General features: G+C 71.9%; 8 protein-coding genes. 6 read left to right on the top strand and 2 right to left on the bottom strand.

Annotated elements, in window-relative coordinates; translation table 11 throughout:
* A partial coding sequence (locus ASD11_RS03270) for a MarR family winged helix-turn-helix transcriptional regulator (protein ID WP_056288294.1) occupies window positions 1-447 on the bottom strand: 447 nt, incomplete at its 3' end.
* Between the two features lie 102 nt (window positions 448-549).
* On the opposite strand from ASD11_RS03270, the gene ASD11_RS03275 reads away from it, so the two are divergent.
* Window positions 550-1,083 (top strand): YceI family protein, encoded by a 534-nt coding sequence (locus ASD11_RS03275; RefSeq protein ID WP_056283216.1) that lies wholly within the window; start codon window positions 550-552, stop codon window positions 1,081-1,083.
* 84 nt (window positions 1,084-1,167) lie between these two features.
* Here the strand turns inward: ASD11_RS03275 and ASD11_RS03280 are convergent, their stop codons facing one another.
* A complete protein-coding gene (locus tag ASD11_RS03280) occupies window positions 1,168-1,743 on the bottom strand; it encodes a TetR/AcrR family transcriptional regulator (RefSeq protein WP_056283219.1) in 576 nt (191 codons plus the stop codon).
* A gap of 118 nt (window positions 1,744-1,861) precedes the next feature.
* Between ASD11_RS03280 and ASD11_RS03285 the strand changes: the two genes are divergently transcribed.
* The 5 genes from ASD11_RS03285 (at window position 1,862) to acpS (ending at window position 14,683) form a co-directional block, all read left to right on the top strand.
* Window positions 1,862-3,007 carry an acyl-CoA dehydrogenase family protein gene (locus ASD11_RS03285; RefSeq protein WP_056283224.1) on the top strand — a complete coding sequence of 382 codons (1,146 nt, stop codon included), beginning with the start codon at window positions 1,862-1,864 and terminating at the stop codon, window positions 3,005-3,007.
* Between the two features lie 50 nt (window positions 3,008-3,057).
* Window positions 3,058-4,275: an acetyl-CoA C-acetyltransferase gene (locus ASD11_RS03290; RefSeq protein ID WP_056283227.1), complete on the top strand. Its 1,218-nt coding sequence runs from the start codon at window positions 3,058-3,060 to the stop codon at window positions 4,273-4,275.
* Between the two features lie 11 nt (window positions 4,276-4,286).
* Window positions 4,287-5,042 (top strand): SDR family oxidoreductase, encoded by a 756-nt coding sequence (locus ASD11_RS03295; RefSeq protein WP_056283231.1) that lies wholly within the window; start codon window positions 4,287-4,289, stop codon window positions 5,040-5,042.
* A gap of 126 nt (window positions 5,043-5,168) precedes the next feature.
* Entirely contained in the window at window positions 5,169-14,282 is a 9,114-nt protein-coding gene (locus ASD11_RS18900) for a type I polyketide synthase (RefSeq protein ID WP_082554141.1), read from the top strand.
* Entirely contained in the window at window positions 14,279-14,683 is a 405-nt protein-coding gene (acpS, locus tag ASD11_RS03305) for a holo-ACP synthase AcpS (RefSeq protein ID WP_056283237.1), read from the top strand. Before ASD11_RS18900 ends, acpS begins: the two co-directional genes overlap by 4 nt.
* Window positions 14,684-14,710: the final 27 nt, after the last annotated feature.

Raw genomic sequence — 14,710 nt, forward strand, 5'->3', positions numbered from 1 at the left:
CATGACGCGGCCGACGGCCTGGAAGTCCTCGGACGACGCCTGGCTCACGAAGTGGGCGTGGACGCCGCTCACGTGGGTGTGGGCCGCCTGCTCCAGGACGCCGAAGCCGTGATCGGTGAGCGTGGCGCTCACGCCACGGCCGTCGGTGGAGCACTGGCCGCGCGTCACGATGCCGTCGCGTTCCAGGCGGGCGATGGTGTGGGTGACGCGGCTGCGCGAGTGGGCCACGGCGGCGGCGAGCTCAGCCATGCGGATGGAGCGGTTGGGAGCCTCGGAGAGTCGCACGAGGATCTCGTACTCGGCCATTGAGAGGCCGTGCTGGGTGCGCAGGTCGCGGTCGAGCTGGTCCATGAGCACCGTGACGCCTCCGAGGAACGAGCGCCAGACGTGCTGCTGGTCCTGGTCGAGCCACGGCGTCTCGGCGGGGGAGTCGGTCACGGGGGTCATGTGATCCATCCTACGATGACGAGGTGGTTGATTGAAGTCTCAACTTCATGGTACCTTCTAAATGGTTGAACGATCAACCAAAGACTTCCCGAGGAGAACCCCATGAGCATCACCACCGGAACCTGGGTCCTGGACCCGACGCACACCGAGATCGGCTTCGCCGTCCGCCACATCATGAGCAAGGTGCGCGGCAAGTTCGAGACCTTCGAGGGCTCCGTCGTCACCGCTGACGACCTCGGCTCCTCGTCCGTCAAGGTCGAGGTCGACCTCACCTCGATCAACACCGGCACCGCCGACCGCGACAACCACCTGCGCTCGGCCGACTTCTTCGAGGTCGAGTCGCACCCGAAGATGACGTTCGTGAGCACCGACATCCTCGCCAAGGGCGACGACGAGCTCGTCGTCAACGGCGACCTCACGATCAAGGGCGTCACCAGGCCCCTCGAGCTCAAGGTCGACCTGCTCGGCGAGGGCGGCGACCCCTGGGGCGGCACGCGCTTCGGCGTCGAGGCCACCGGCCAGATCAGCCGCAAGGAGTTCGGCATCGACTTCAACATCCCGCTCGACGGCGACAAGGTCATGATCGGCGACAAGATCACGATCACCATCAACGCCGAGGCCGTCCTGCAGGCCTGACCTGCCACGGCATCCTCGCGCTGCGGCGCTCCTCCTGCACGGGAGGGGCGCCGCTCGTGCGTCCGGGGACGGTTCGGCGTCGTCTCAGTGCGCCGCGACCATGCGCTCGGCGAGGTCGGCGTGGAGCGCGGCGACCTGCTCGGCCTGGTCCGGACGTTCCTGGTCGAACCAGCGCACGAGGTCGATGCTGAGCGAGAGGATGGAGCGGGCGGTCCCGGCCAGGTCGTCGACGTGGAAGGCGCCCGACTCGGTGCCGGCGCGCAGGACCTGCTGGGCCACGTGCTCGATGTCGCGGCGCAGGTCGGCGATCTCGGCGCGATGGGCGTCGGTGAGGGCGTGGAACTCGTATTGGACGATGCGCCCGACGCGGCTGTTGACGGCGTGCCACAGGCTGAAGTCGTGCACGAGCCGGCGCAGCCGCGCCACGGGCTCGGACTCCGCGGCCGACGCGGTCTCCACGACGGTGAGGGCGGAGCGGTGGCCCTGCAGGCTCACGTGGAAGAGCAGGTCCTCCTTGGAGTCGTGGTGCACGTACACGGCGGCCGGGCTCATCCCGGCCCGCGAGGCGATGTCGCGCGTCGTCGTGGCGGTGAACCCCTTCTCGGCGAACGCCTCGACAGCAGCGAGCACGAGGCGTTCGCGGGCCGTGACGGTCGTCATGTGAGTGAGGCTCCTCGGGGACGGGGCGGGTGTGGACAGCATGGACCACGCGATGCATACTAAGCAAGCGCTTACCTACTTGCACGTAACGTTCGCCCCCACCGAAGGAAAAGCCTGCATGGACCGCACGATCTACACCGACGACCACGAGTCCTTCCGCGAGAGCTGCGCAGCGTTCCTCGCCAAGAAGGTCACCCCGCACGTCGAGCAGTACATCGAGGAGAAGTCGCTCCCGCGGGACTTCTGGCTGCAGGCCGGTGAGCTGGGCCTGCTCGGCCTGGAGATCCCCGAGGAGTTCGGCGGCGCCGGCGCCGAGGACTTCCGCTTCAACGCGGTCTTCGCCGAGGAGCTCAGCAAGGTCAGCGCCGCGCTGGCCTCGTGCGTGGGCATCCACTCCGACATCACGGCCCCCTACATCGTCGCCCTCGGGACGCAGGAGCAGAAGGAGCGCTGGCTCCCCAAGATCGCCACCGGCGAGACCCTGCTGGCCATCGGCATGACCGAGCCGGGCGGTGGCTCCGACCTCGCCGCCCTCAAGACCACCGCCGTCCGCGACGGCGACGAGTGGGTCATCAACGGCTCCAAGACCTTCATCACCAACGGCTTCAGCGCCGACCTCGTGGTCACGGCCGTCCGCACCTCGCCGGAGAAGGGTGCCAAGGGCATCACGCTGTTCGCCATCGAGGCCGGCGACGAGGGATTCAGCCGCGGCCGCAAGCTCGACAAGGTCGGTCAGACCGAGTCCGACACCGCCGAGCTGTTCTTCGAGAACGTCCGCGTGGGCGACGACCGCGTCATCGGCGAGGTCGACCGCGGCTTCATCTACATGATGCAGAAGCTCCCGCAGGAGCGCCTGAGCTGCGCCATCTCCAACATCGCGCACGCCAAGCAGATCCTCGAGGAGACCATCCAGTACGCGAAGGACCGCAAGGCGTTCGGCCAGCCCATCGGTGCCTTCCAGTGGAACAAGTTCCTCATCGCCGAGCTCGTCACCAAGATCGAGGTGGCCGAGGCCTACCTCGACCAGGCCGTGCTCGCCCACACCGAGGGTCGATTCACGGCCATCGACGCTGCCAAGGCCAAGTGGTACACGTCGGACCTGCAGAACTCGGTCCTCGACCACTGCGTGCAGATCCATGGCGGCTACGGCTTCATGAACGAGTACCGCGTGGCCCGCGCCTGGCGTGACGCCCGCGTCACCCGCATCTGGGCCGGCTCCAACGAGATCATGAAGGAGCTCATCGGCCGCGACCTCGGCTTCTGAGCACTGCCGCCACCGTCCTCCCACCGAACCCCGCACCAGGAAGGTCCACCATGACCGAAGCCGTGATCGTCTCTACCGCCCGTTCGCCCATCGGGCGCGCCGTCAAGGGCTCGCTCAAGGACATGCGTCCTGACGACCTCACCGTCCAGATGGTCCAGGCCGCGCTGGCCAAGGTGCCCGAGCTGGACCCCAAGGACATCGTCGACCTCCACCTGGGCGTCGGCCAGCCGGCCGGCGAGGCGGGCCACAACCTCGGTCGCGCCGTCGCGGTGCTCTCGGGCATGGACCACCTGCCCGGCGTCACGGTGAACCGGTACTGCTCGTCGTCGCTCCAGACCACCCGCATGGCGTTCCACGCCATCAAGGCCGGCGAGGGCGACACGTACATCTCGGCCGGCGTCGAGACCGTCAGCCGGTTCGCCAACGGCTTCGCCGACCTGCCCGGCTCGGAGAACCCGCTGTTCGGCGACGCCATCGCCCGCACGGCCAAGCGTGCCGAGGGTGGCGCCGACGCCTGGGTCGACCCGCGCGAGTCCGGCGAGCTGCCCGACCTCTACATCGCCATGGGCCAGACGGCCGAGAACGCCGCGTCGCTCATCGGCATGGGGCGCCAGGAGCAGGACGAGTTCGGCGTCCGCAGCCAGAACCTGGCCGAGGCGGCCATCGCCAACGGCTTCTGGGCCAAGGACATCACCCCGGTCACGCTGCCCGACGGCACCGTCGTCTCCAAGGACGACGGACCGCGTGCGGGCGTCACGCTCGAGGGCGTCAGCGGCCTCAAGCCGGTGTTCCGTCCCGACGGCACCGTCACGGCCGGCAACGCCTGCCCGCTCAACGACGGCGCCGCCGCCCTCGTGATCATGAGTGACGAGAAGGCCAAGGCCCTCGGCCTCACGCCCCTCGCGCGCATCGTCTCCACCGCCGTGACCGGGCTCTCGCCCGAGATCATGGGCCTCGGCCCCATCAAGGCCATCCCGGCCGCGCTCAAGAACGCCGGGATGGGCATCGACGACATCGACCTCTACGAGATCAACGAGGCCTTCGCCGTCCAGGCGTGGGGCTCGGCCAAGGAGCTGGGCATCCCGCTCGAGAAGCTCAACGTCAACGGCGGCGCCATCGCGGTGGGCCACCCCTTCGGCATGACGGGCGCGCGCATCACGAGCACGCTCATCAACTCGCTGCAGTTCCACGACAAGCAGTTCGGCGTCGAGTCCATGTGCGTCGGCGGCGGCATGGGCATGGCCATGGTCATCGAGCGTCTGAGCTGACGGGGCGCCTGATGAGCAACCGCTTCGAGGGGAAGGTCGCGATCGTCACCGGCGCGTCGCGCGGGATCGGCCTGGGCGTGGCCCAGCGCATCGTCGACGAGGGCGGGCGGGTCGTCATCACGGCCCGCAAGGCCGAGGCGCTCGAGGCGGCCGTGGCCGAGCTCGGTGGGCCTGACAAGGCCGCGTTCGTGGCCGGTCCGGCCGACGACGCCGACCACCAGGACGAGGCCGTGGCCAAGGCCGTCGAGCACTTCGGCGGCCTCGACCACCTCGTCAACAACACGGGCATCAACCCCACGTACGGCCGGATGATCGAGATGGACCTGTCTGCAGGCCGCAAGATCTTCGAGGTCAACGTGCTGGCGGCCGTGTCGTGGGCGCAGAAGGCGTTCAACGCCTCGCTGCAGGCCAACGGTGGCTCCATCGTCAACATCGCGTCGATCGCCGGGCTCAAGCCGGCGCCCATGATCGGCATGTACGGCGCGTCCAAGGCGGCGCTCATCCACGTCACGCAGGAGCTGGCCCTCGAGGCCGCGCCCGCCGTGCGGGTGAACGCCGTGGCGCCGGCCGTCGTCAAGACCAAGTTCGCCGGCGCCCTGTTCGAGGGTCGTGAGGACGAGGTGGCGTCGGCCTACCCGATGAAGCGGCTCGGCGTGCCTGCGGACATCGCGTCCGTCGTGGCGTTCCTGCTGTCCGACGACGCAGCCTGGGTCACCGGCCAGACCATCACGATCGACGGCGGGCTCACGCTCACCGGCGGCGTCTGACCTGATCGCCTCCACCGGGCCGCCACGACCTCCGGGTCGTGGCGGCCTCGTGCGTCTCGGGGGTGTGAGATAAAACGTGAGGGAATCCTCGCATTAAACTTGAGGTTGTCCTCATGTTTTGCGACGATGGCTCACGTGACGATCGAGACGACTGCATCCTCCGCCGCCCATCTCTCCGCTCCCAGCACGTCCCGAGGAGCGGCTCGCCCGCTCGTCGAGCACCTGCGTGAGGGCGTCCCGTTCGGCCTCGTGGCGGGCGGCCAGGGCGGGGAGTGGCTCGAGCCGCTCGCGCGTCTCGTGCGCGACTTCGCGCTCGAGTCCGAGGTCGCGGGCGTCGTCCAGGGCTCCGACGGTCTGTTGGCGCCCGTGGCTGCCGAGCTCCTGCGCACCGGCGTCCCCGTCGACGTCCTCGGCTGGCTCGACGCCGTCTCCACCGCCGAGTCCGCCGACGTCGAGGTGGCGGTCCCCGACGCGGAGCTGCTCGCCGAGCCGGCCGCGTCCGTGCCCGGCATCCTCCTCACGCAGCTCGCGGGACTCAGCGCTCTGCGGGCCCAGGGCGTCGACGTCAGCCGCGCCGTGGGCGTGGCCGGGCACTCCCAGGGACGTCTCCTGGAGGCTGCCCTCGACGGCGTCGACCCCGTGAAGCTCTACGCCGCCGCCCGGCTCGTGGGCGCCGCCGCCCAGGTGGTCGGACGTCGCACCGGCCTGCTGGGTCGCACCATGCTGAGCGTCTCCGGCGTCGCACCCGAGCGCGTCGAGGCTGCTCTCGTCGACCTCCCGGCCTCCGCGCGTGTCGTCACGCACCTGCGCAACGGTCGTCGCTCCGTCGTCCTCTCCGGCCCGGAGGCAGGGCTGCGCCTCGCCGAGGGGCTCCTCGGCGACGTCGCTGCCGCCGAGAAGGCCCAGCGCGAGCGCAAGCTCACCGGGGGAGCGGCCTTCGCCCCCGTCGTCGAGCCCGTGGCCGCGCAGCTGGCGTTCCACCACCCCGACCTCGCCCCAGCGGCCGACCTCGCCGCCGAGTGGGCCGCGACCGCCGGGCTCGACGCCGAGCTGGTGCACCGCCTCACCACGGACTCCGTCGTGGCTCCCGTCGACTGGGTCGCCCAGGTGGAGTCGGTGCTCGACGCCGGCGCCCTGTGGCTGCTCGACGTCGGCCCCTCCGACCTCGCCGCCAAGCTGTCCGCCGCCGAGGCGCGCCCGCGCGGCGTCTCCATCGTCTCCACCACGACCCGTCGGGGTCACCGTGAGCTCACCACCCCGGGCGCCATGCCGCGTCGGAGCCGGACGTGGTCGGCGTACGCGCCCAAGGCCGTCTCCCTGCCCGACGGGACCACGCGCGTCGAGACCCGCTTCACGCGTCTGACCGGCCGCTCGCCGGTGCTGCTCGCCGGCATGACGCCCACCACGGTCGACCCGGCCATCGTGGCCGCGGCCGCCAACGCCGGCTTCTGGGCCGAGCTCGCCGGCGGCGGGCAGGTCACCGAGGCGATCTTCGCCGAGAACGTGGCCAGGTTGGACTCGCTGCTCGACCCGGGTCGCACCTACTCGTTCAACTCGCTCTTCCTCGACCCGTACCTCTGGGGACTCCAGCTGGGTCGCAAGAAGCTGGTCCAGAAGGCACGCGCCGCCGGCTCCGCCGTCGACTCCGTGATCGTCACCGCCGGCGTCCCCGAGCTCGACGACGCCGTCGCGCTCGTGGAGGAGCTGCGCGAGGTGGGCATTGAGCACGTCGTGCTCAAGCCCGGCACGGTCCGTCAGGTGAAGGACGTCCTGAAGATCGCCGCGGCCGTGGCGCCGTACGAGGTCATCGTCCAGATCGAGGGTGGCAAGGCCGGCGGCCACCACTCGTGGGAGGACCTCGACGAGCTCCTCGTCACGACGTACGCCGAGCTGCGTGCCCACGAGAACGTCGTGGTGTGCGTGGGAGGCGGCATCGGCACGCCCGACGTCGCGGCGAAGTACCTCACCGGTGACTGGTCGCGTGCGCTCGGCCAGCCCGTCATGCCGCTCGACGGCGTGCTGGTGGGCACGGCCGCGATGGCGACGCTCGAGGCCACGACGTCCCCCGCCGTGAAGCAGCTCCTCGTCGACACCCCGGGCACGGAGGACTGGATCGGCGCCGGTCATGCGACCGGCGGCATGGCCTCGGCCCGCAGCCAGCTCGGCGCCGACCTGCACGAGATCGACAACGCCTTCTCGGCCGTCGGACGCCTGCTCGACGAGGTGGCGGGCGACGCCGACGCCGTGGCCGAGCGCCGCGACGAGATCGCCGAGGCGCTCGACCGCACCGCCAAGCCGTACTTCGGCGACGTGGCGACGATGACGTACGGCGCGCTGCTCCGACGCTTCGCCGATCTCGGCACCGTCCCGGCGGGGGCGGCCGACGACGGACAGCACGACGGCGCGACCGAGCGCTGGGTCGACGTCTCCATCCGTGACCGCTTCCATGCGCTCGTGCAGCGGGTCGAGGCCCGCCTGGCCGAGGCCGACCACGGCCCGGTCCCCACGGCGTTCGCCGACGCCGGCTCGGTCGACGACGCCGCAGCCGCCCTCACGACGCTCGGCACCTTCTTCCCGAGCCTCGACTCCGCGGTCCTGCACCCCGCCGACGTCACGTTCTTCCTCGAGGTCTGCAAGCGCCCCGGCAAGCCCGTCACGTTCGTGCCGGTCATCGACGCCGACGTCCGCCGCTGGTGGCGCTCGGACTCCCTGTGGCAGGCGCACGACCCGCGCTACGGCGCCGACGAGGTCTGCGTCATCCCAGGCCCGGTGGCGATCGGCGGCATCACCCGCGTCGACGAGCCCGTGGCCGAGCTGCTCCAGCGCTTCGAGGACGCTGCGCTCGACGCCGTCCTCGCGGCCGGCGACGCCCCCCTCGCGGTGTCCGGTCGTCGTCGCACCGACGGCGCTCCTGGCCCGCTCGCCCTCGTGCTCGCTGCGCCCGACGTCCAGTGGGCCGGCCGCACGGTCCGCAACCCCGTCCAGCGGCTCGGCTCCGGCTGGGTCGTCGTCGACGGCGGCAACGCCGAGCACCCCGAGACCGGTGCCTCGCTCGTCTCCACGGGCAGCACGACGGTCGAGCTGCGCGTGCCGCTGGGCCCGGTCCAGGGTGCTGAGCGCGAGCTCATCGTCCCGATCGACGCCGGGACCGCCGTGGCCACGGGCGCCGCGCCCGTCGTCGGCGTCGACGTGGCCGCCGACGCCATGCGCGTCCTGCTGACCGGCGCCGCCGGCGGCTCGGTCCCGTCCGTCCAGGACGGCACCGCGGCGCTCGACGTCACGTGGTCGCCCGCTCTCGCGGCCGACCACGCCGCCGTCACGAGCGGTCACGGCACCGTGGCCCCCGACGCCCTCGTGGGCCTGGCCTGGCCCGCGGTCTTCGCCGTCATCGGTGACGCCACGACCTCCGCCGGTCACCCCGTCGTCGAGGGCATGCTCGACCTCGTCCACCTCGACCACGCGCTCACCACCGATGGCCTGCCGTCGGTGAAGACGTCCCTGACGGTCGTCGCCACGCTCGCCCGGGTCGAGGACACCGATCTGGGCCGCGTCGTCTCGGTAGACGTCGAGATCAGCGACGCCGGCACCGTCGTTGCCACGCTCGCCGAGCGCTTCTGCGTCCGCGGCCGCGCCGGCTCCACCCCGGCCGGAGATCCGGCCCGCGCCGGTGGCCGTCTCGACGACGCCCGCGACACCCCGCGCAAGGGTCGGGCCACCGCGAGGCTGCAGGCCCCTGCCGACCTCAGCGCCTTCGCGCAGGTCAGTGGCGACCACAACCCGATCCACACGAGCCTCGCCGCCGCGCGCCTCGCCGGGCTGCCCGGCCCGATCGCGCACGGCATGTGGCTCTCCGCCGCCGCCCAGCACGTCGTGGCGAAGGAGACGGGCCGCTCGGTCCGTGGCTGGACCACGCGCTGGCTCAGCCCACTCCAGCCGGGCGCCGCGATCGAGCTGCGCGCCGACCGGGTGGGCCTGCAGCACGGCGCCGAGGTGCTCGACGTCACCGCGCGGGCCGACGGCGAGGTCGTCCTCTCCGCGTCGGTCCTGCTCGACACCCCGGTCACCGCCTACGCCTTCCCCGGCCAGGGCATCCAGCACGCGGGCATGGGCATGGCCGGCTACCAGCGCTCCAAGGCCGCCCGTGAGGTCTGGGACCGGGCCGACGCGCACACCCGTTCGGTGCTCGGCTTCTCGATCCTCACCGTCGTCCGCGACAACCCGACGCGGCTCGTCGCCAACGGTGTCGTCCACCAGCACCCGGACGGCGTCCTGTTCCTGACGCAGTTCACCCAGGTGGCCATGGCCGTCCTCGGCTCGGCCCAGACCGCCGAGCTGCGCGAGCAGGGTGCGTTCGTCGAGGGGGCGATCCTCGCCGGTCACTCCGTGGGGGAGTACAACGCGCTCGCCGCCGTCTCGGGCGTCATCCCGCTCGAGGCCGTCGTCGAGGTCGTGTTCCAGCGCGGCTCCGTCATGCACACCTTGGTGCCTCGAGACGCGAAGGGCCGCAGCGACTACAGGCTGGCAGCCATCCGTCCGTCCCAGATCGGCCTGTCCGACGACGAGGTCACGGCCTACGTCGACGGCATCGGCGAGAGGACCGGCACCTTCCTGCAGATCGTGAACTACAACCTGCGCGGCTCGCAGTACGCCATCGCCGGCACGATCGCCGGGCTCGAGGAGCTGGAGAAGGACGTCGCACGGCGTCGCGCCGAGCACGGCGGCAAGGCCGCCTTCATCTACGTCCCCGGCATCGACGTGCCGTTCCACTCGCGCGTCCTGCACCCGGGTGTCGACGACTTCCGCGCGCGGCTCGAGGAGCTGCTGCCCGCCACGATCGACCCCACGATCCTCGAGGGACGCTACGTCCCCAACCTCGTGCCGCGCCCGTTCACGCTCGACGAGTCCTTCATCAGCGAGATCGAGGAGTACGTCGGCGTGACGATCGAGCGCTCCGACGACGCCGGCGTGCTGTGCCGCCGCGTGCTCGTGGAGCTCCTGGCCTGGCAGTTCGCCAGCCCGGTGCGCTGGATCGAGACGCAGGACCTGCTGTTCGCCGCGACCGACCACGACCTCGGCGGGGGTGCCGGGCCGTGGGCGGCAGGGCAGCACGGCCTGGGGGTCGAGCGCTTCCTGGAGATCGGCGTGGGCCAGGCGCCCACCGTCGCGAACCTCGCTTCCTCGACGCTCAAGCTGCCCGCGGTCGCCCGCACCACCGACGGCCCGGTCCAGGTGCTCAACGTCGAGCGTGACGCTGCAGCCGCCTTCTCGACCGACGAGGAGGTCGTGGTCGACGACGAGCCCGAGGCCACGTCCGACGTGGCCGCGGCGCCGGTCGGGCCGGTCGAGACCTCGTCCGCCGCTCCTGTCTCCACCGGCGGCCCGCGTCCCGCCGACCTCCCGTACACCGCGGCCGACGGCACGAAGCTGCTCGTCGCCTGGTGGACCAAGCTCCGCCCGGAGCAGGTCGGTGCGGCCGACTCCATCGAGTCGCTGTGCGACGGTGCGTCCTCGCGCCGCAACCAGCTCCTCGTGGACCTCGGCGGCGAGCTGGGGCTCGGTGCCATCGACGGTGCGGCCGAGGCGGACATCCCCACGCTCGCGAACCAGGTCACCGGCCTGGCCCGCGGCTACAAGCCGTTCGGACCCGTCCTCACGGAGGCCGTCTCCGACCACCTCAAGAAGGTCCTCGGTCCCACCGGCAAGCGCCAGGCCGCGGTCGCCGAGCGCGTCACGGAGACGTGGCAGCTCGGTGCCGGCTGGGCCAGCCACGTCGTCGCGGAGCTGGCGCAGGCCACCCGTGAGGGCGCGAGCGTCCGCGGCGGAGACCTCGCCACCATCGCGGCGCCCACGAGTGGCGCCGAGGTGGATGCGGCCGTCGATGCCGCGGTCCAGGCGGTCGCGGCACGTCACGGCGTGAGCGTCGACCTCCCCGCCACCGGTGGGGGAGCGGGCGCCACGGTCGACGCCGCAGCCCTGGGGGAGATCACGGGGGCCATCACCGGCCCCGAGGGCGTGCTCGCCACCACCGCACGCCACGTCCTCACCACGCTGGGACTCTCCACGTCGACCGGTCTCGTCGATCCCTCGGAGTCCGACGCCGACGACGCCGCCGTCCTGGCGCGCGTCGAGGCCGAGCTCGGCAGCGACTGGATGAACCTCACCGCTCCCGCGTTCGACGAGCGCCGGGCCGTGCTGCTCGACGACCGCTGGGCGAGCGCCCGTGAGGACGTCGCGCGGATCGCCCACGGCGACGACGTGCAGACGATCTTCACCGGTGCCGGCGACATCGTCGCCCGGCAGGCCCGCTGGTGGGCCGACCGCGCCGTCGCGCCAGAGGTGCGTGAGCGTCTCCTGGCGATCGTCGACGAGGCCCTCAGCACCGAGCGGGGCCCGTGGGCCGACGAGGTGGCCGTCGTCACCGGTGCCGGTCGCGGCTCCATCGCCGCCGACGTCGTCGGCGGGCTGCTCGCCGGTGGTGCCACGGTCGTGGCCACCACCTCGAGCCTCGACGGCGGACGCCTCGCGCTCTACAAGGACCTCTACCGTCGCCACGCCCGCGCGGGTGCGCAGCTGTGGGTCGTCCCGGCCAACATGGCCTCCTTCTCCGACGTCGACGCGCTCGTCTCGTGGACCACGACGGCCCAGACCAAGACGGTCGGGAGCACCACCACCGTGCTCAAGCCCGCCTTCGTGCCCACCCTGCTCCTGCCGTTCGCGGCCGGACGGGTCGCGGGCACGCTGAGCGAGGCCGGCAGCCGGGCCGAGATCGACACGCGCATCCTGCTGTGGTCGGTCGAGCGCCTGCTCGGTGGCCTGGCCACGACGGGTCGCGACCACGACCTGGCGGCTCGCCTGCACGTGGTCCTCCCGGGCTCGCCCAACCGCGGCATGTTCGGCGGCGACGGTGCGTACGGCGAGGCCAAGGCCGCGCTCGACGCCGTCGTGACCAAGTGGTCGGCCGAGTCCGGCTGGGCCGACCGCGTGACCATCGCGCACGCCATCATCGGCTGGGTCCGCGGAACGGGACTCATGGGCGGCAACGACCCGCTCGTCGAGGCCGTCGAGGCGGCGGGGGTCAGGACCTGGAGCACCGCCGAGATGGCGGCAGAGCTCCTCGAGCTCAGCGGCCCGGCGGCCCGGGGCGCTGCGACGGCGAAGCCCCTCACCGCAGACCTCACGGGTGGGCTCGCCTCGGCCGGGCTCGACCTCCCTGCACTGGCCAAGGAGGCCGCCGCCGCTGCGAGCCGCGCGAGCTCCGTCGTCGACGACGACGCCGCGACCGTGGCCGCGCTTCCCGCGCCGCCGTCCCTGCTCGACATGCACCCCGTGCCGACGTGGGGAGACGTGCCCTCGGCCCCCGAGGACCTCGTGGTCGTCGTGGGTGCCGGTGAGCTGGGCCCGTACGGCTCGGCCCGCACACGCTTCGAGATGGAAGTCTCCGACGAGCTGTCGGCGGCCGGTGTCCTCGAGCTGGCCTGGAGCACGGGTCTCGTCTCCTGGGACGACGCCGCACGTGGCTGGTACGACACCGAGTCCGGCGAGCCCGTCGACGAGGCCGACCTGCACGAGCGCTACCACGACACCGTCGTCGAGCGCTGCGGCGTGCGGACCTACGGTGACGACGGCTCCATGGTCGACAACACCGCCCCGCTGCTGACCTCGGTCTACCTCGATTCCGACCTCAGCTTCACGGTCGGCAGCGAGTCGGAGGCCCGCGCCCTGCGTGACGCCGACCCCGAGCGAACCGTCATCGAGCCCACGGCCGACGGCGACTGGACCGTGACCCGCAAGGCCGGCACCGAGATCCGGGTGCCGCGTCGCATGGCGCTCACCCGCACCGTCGGCGGCCAGATCCCCACCGGCTTCGACCCCGCGGCGTGGGGCGTGCCGGCCGAGATGATCGAGTCGATCGACCGCGTGGCGCTGTGGAACCTCGTCGCCACCGTCGATGCGTTCCTGTCGAGCGGGTTCACCCCCGCCGAGCTCATGCGCTGGGTCCACCCCGCGCTCGTGGCCAACACGCAGGGCACGGGCATGGGCGGCATGTCCTCGATGCACGCGCTCTACATCAACACGCTGCTGGGGGAGAACAACCCGAACGACATCCTCCAGGAGGCGCTGCCCAACGTCATCGCAGCGCACGTCGTGCAGTCGTACGTGGGCAGCTACGGCGCGATGGTCCACCCGGTCGCCGCGTGCGCCACGACTGCCATCTCGGTCGAGGAGGGCGTCGACAAGATCCGTCTCGGCAAGGCCGAGTTCGTCGTGGCCGGCGGCTTCGACGACCTCTCCACCGAGGGCATCATCGGCTTCGCCGACATGAGCGCCACGGCCGACACCGAGGTGATGCGGGCCAAGGGCATCAAGGACCGCTACCTCAGCCGGGCCAACGACCGTCGTCGCGGCGGGTTCGTGGAGTCGCAGGGCGGCGGCACGCTGCTGCTGGCCCGGGGCGACGTGGCGGCCCGCGCAGGACTCCCGGTCCTCGCGGTCGTGGCCTACGCCGGATCGTTCGCCGACGGAGTGCACACGTCGATCCCGGCCCCCGGGATCGGAGCGCTGGCGGCCGGCCTCGGCGGGGAGCGCTCGCCGCTCGCCCGCGGCCTCGCGTCCGTCGGCCTCACGGGCGACGACATCGGCGTCGTGAGCAAGCACGACACCTCGACCGATGCCAACGACCCCAACGAGTCCGAGCTGCACGAGCGGCTCGCCGGCGCGCTGGGCCGCAGCGAGGGCAACCCGCTCCTCGTGGTGTCGCAGAAGACCCTCACGGGTCACGCCAAGGGAGGTGCTGCGGCGTTCCAGCTCATCGGGCTGAGCCAGGTGCTGCAGACGGGCATCGTCCCGCCGAACCGCAGCCTCGACTGCGTCGACGACGTCCTGTCCGAGCACGAGCACCTCGTGTGGCTGCGGTCGCCGCTGCAGACGCAGGGGCTCAGGGCCGGCCTGGTCACGAGCCTCGGCTTCGGGCACGTCGCGGGCATCATCGCCCTGGCGCACCCGCAGGCCTTCGTCACGGCGCTCGCCGACGACGAGCGTGAGGACTACCTCCGACGCGCCGAGGAGCGGATCATCACGGGCCGCACCCGGCTCGTCGAGGCCATGTACGGAGGCGCACCCGCCTACGTCCGACCCGCCGGGCGACGCCTCGGCGACGCGGGCGTGCGGGAGCGCGAGGCGGCCATGCTGCTCGACCCGGACGCCCGTCTGGGTGGCGACGGCGTGTACGCCTGCCGATGACGACCCTCGGCGTCGGTGTCGACCTGGTCCACGTGCCCTCGTTCGCGGACCAGCTCGACGTCGCCGGCTCCAGGTTCGCCGGGGTCTTCACCCCGGGCGAGCGGGGTGACGCGCAGGGCACCAACCCCTCCCTCCGGAACGGTGGGTCTGCGCGTCACCTCGCAGTGCGCTGGGCGGCCAAGGAGGCCGTCATCAAGGCGTGGTCAGCGTCCTTGCACGGCGAGCCGCCGGTGACGGGGGAGCAGGTCCACCACCTCATCGAGGTCGTGAAGGACGCCTGGGGCCGGCCGCGGATCCGTCTGCACGGCGAGGTCGCCCAGCACCTCGCCGGCACGACCCTGCACGTGAGCCTGACCCACGACGGCGACTACGCCACCGCCTACGTCCACCTCACCGCCTGACGGTTTACCACGGTAAGTCGGTAGACA

This window comes from Aeromicrobium sp. Root495 (genome assembly GCF_001426755.1).
GTDB lineage: Bacteria > Actinomycetota > Actinomycetes > Propionibacteriales > Nocardioidaceae > Aeromicrobium.

Coding starts and splice junctions, on each gene's coding strand:
- ASD11_RS03285 (WP_056283224.1), top strand. CDS start 1,862: ATGGACCGCACGATCTACACCGACGACCACGAGTCCTTCCGCGAGAGC.
- ASD11_RS03275 (WP_056283216.1), top strand. CDS start 550: ATGAGCATCACCACCGGAACCTGGGTCCTGGACCCGACGCACACCGAG.
- ASD11_RS03290 (WP_056283227.1), top strand. CDS start 3,058: ATGACCGAAGCCGTGATCGTCTCTACCGCCCGTTCGCCCATCGGGCGC.
- ASD11_RS03295 (WP_056283231.1), top strand. CDS start 4,287: ATGAGCAACCGCTTCGAGGGGAAGGTCGCGATCGTCACCGGCGCGTCG.
- ASD11_RS18900 (WP_082554141.1), top strand. CDS start 5,169: ATGGCTCACGTGACGATCGAGACGACTGCATCCTCCGCCGCCCATCTC.
- ASD11_RS03280 (WP_056283219.1), bottom strand. CDS start 1,743: ATGACGACCGTCACGGCCCGCGAACGCCTCGTGCTCGCTGCTGTCGAG.
- acpS (WP_056283237.1), top strand. CDS start 14,279: ATGACGACCCTCGGCGTCGGTGTCGACCTGGTCCACGTGCCCTCGTTC.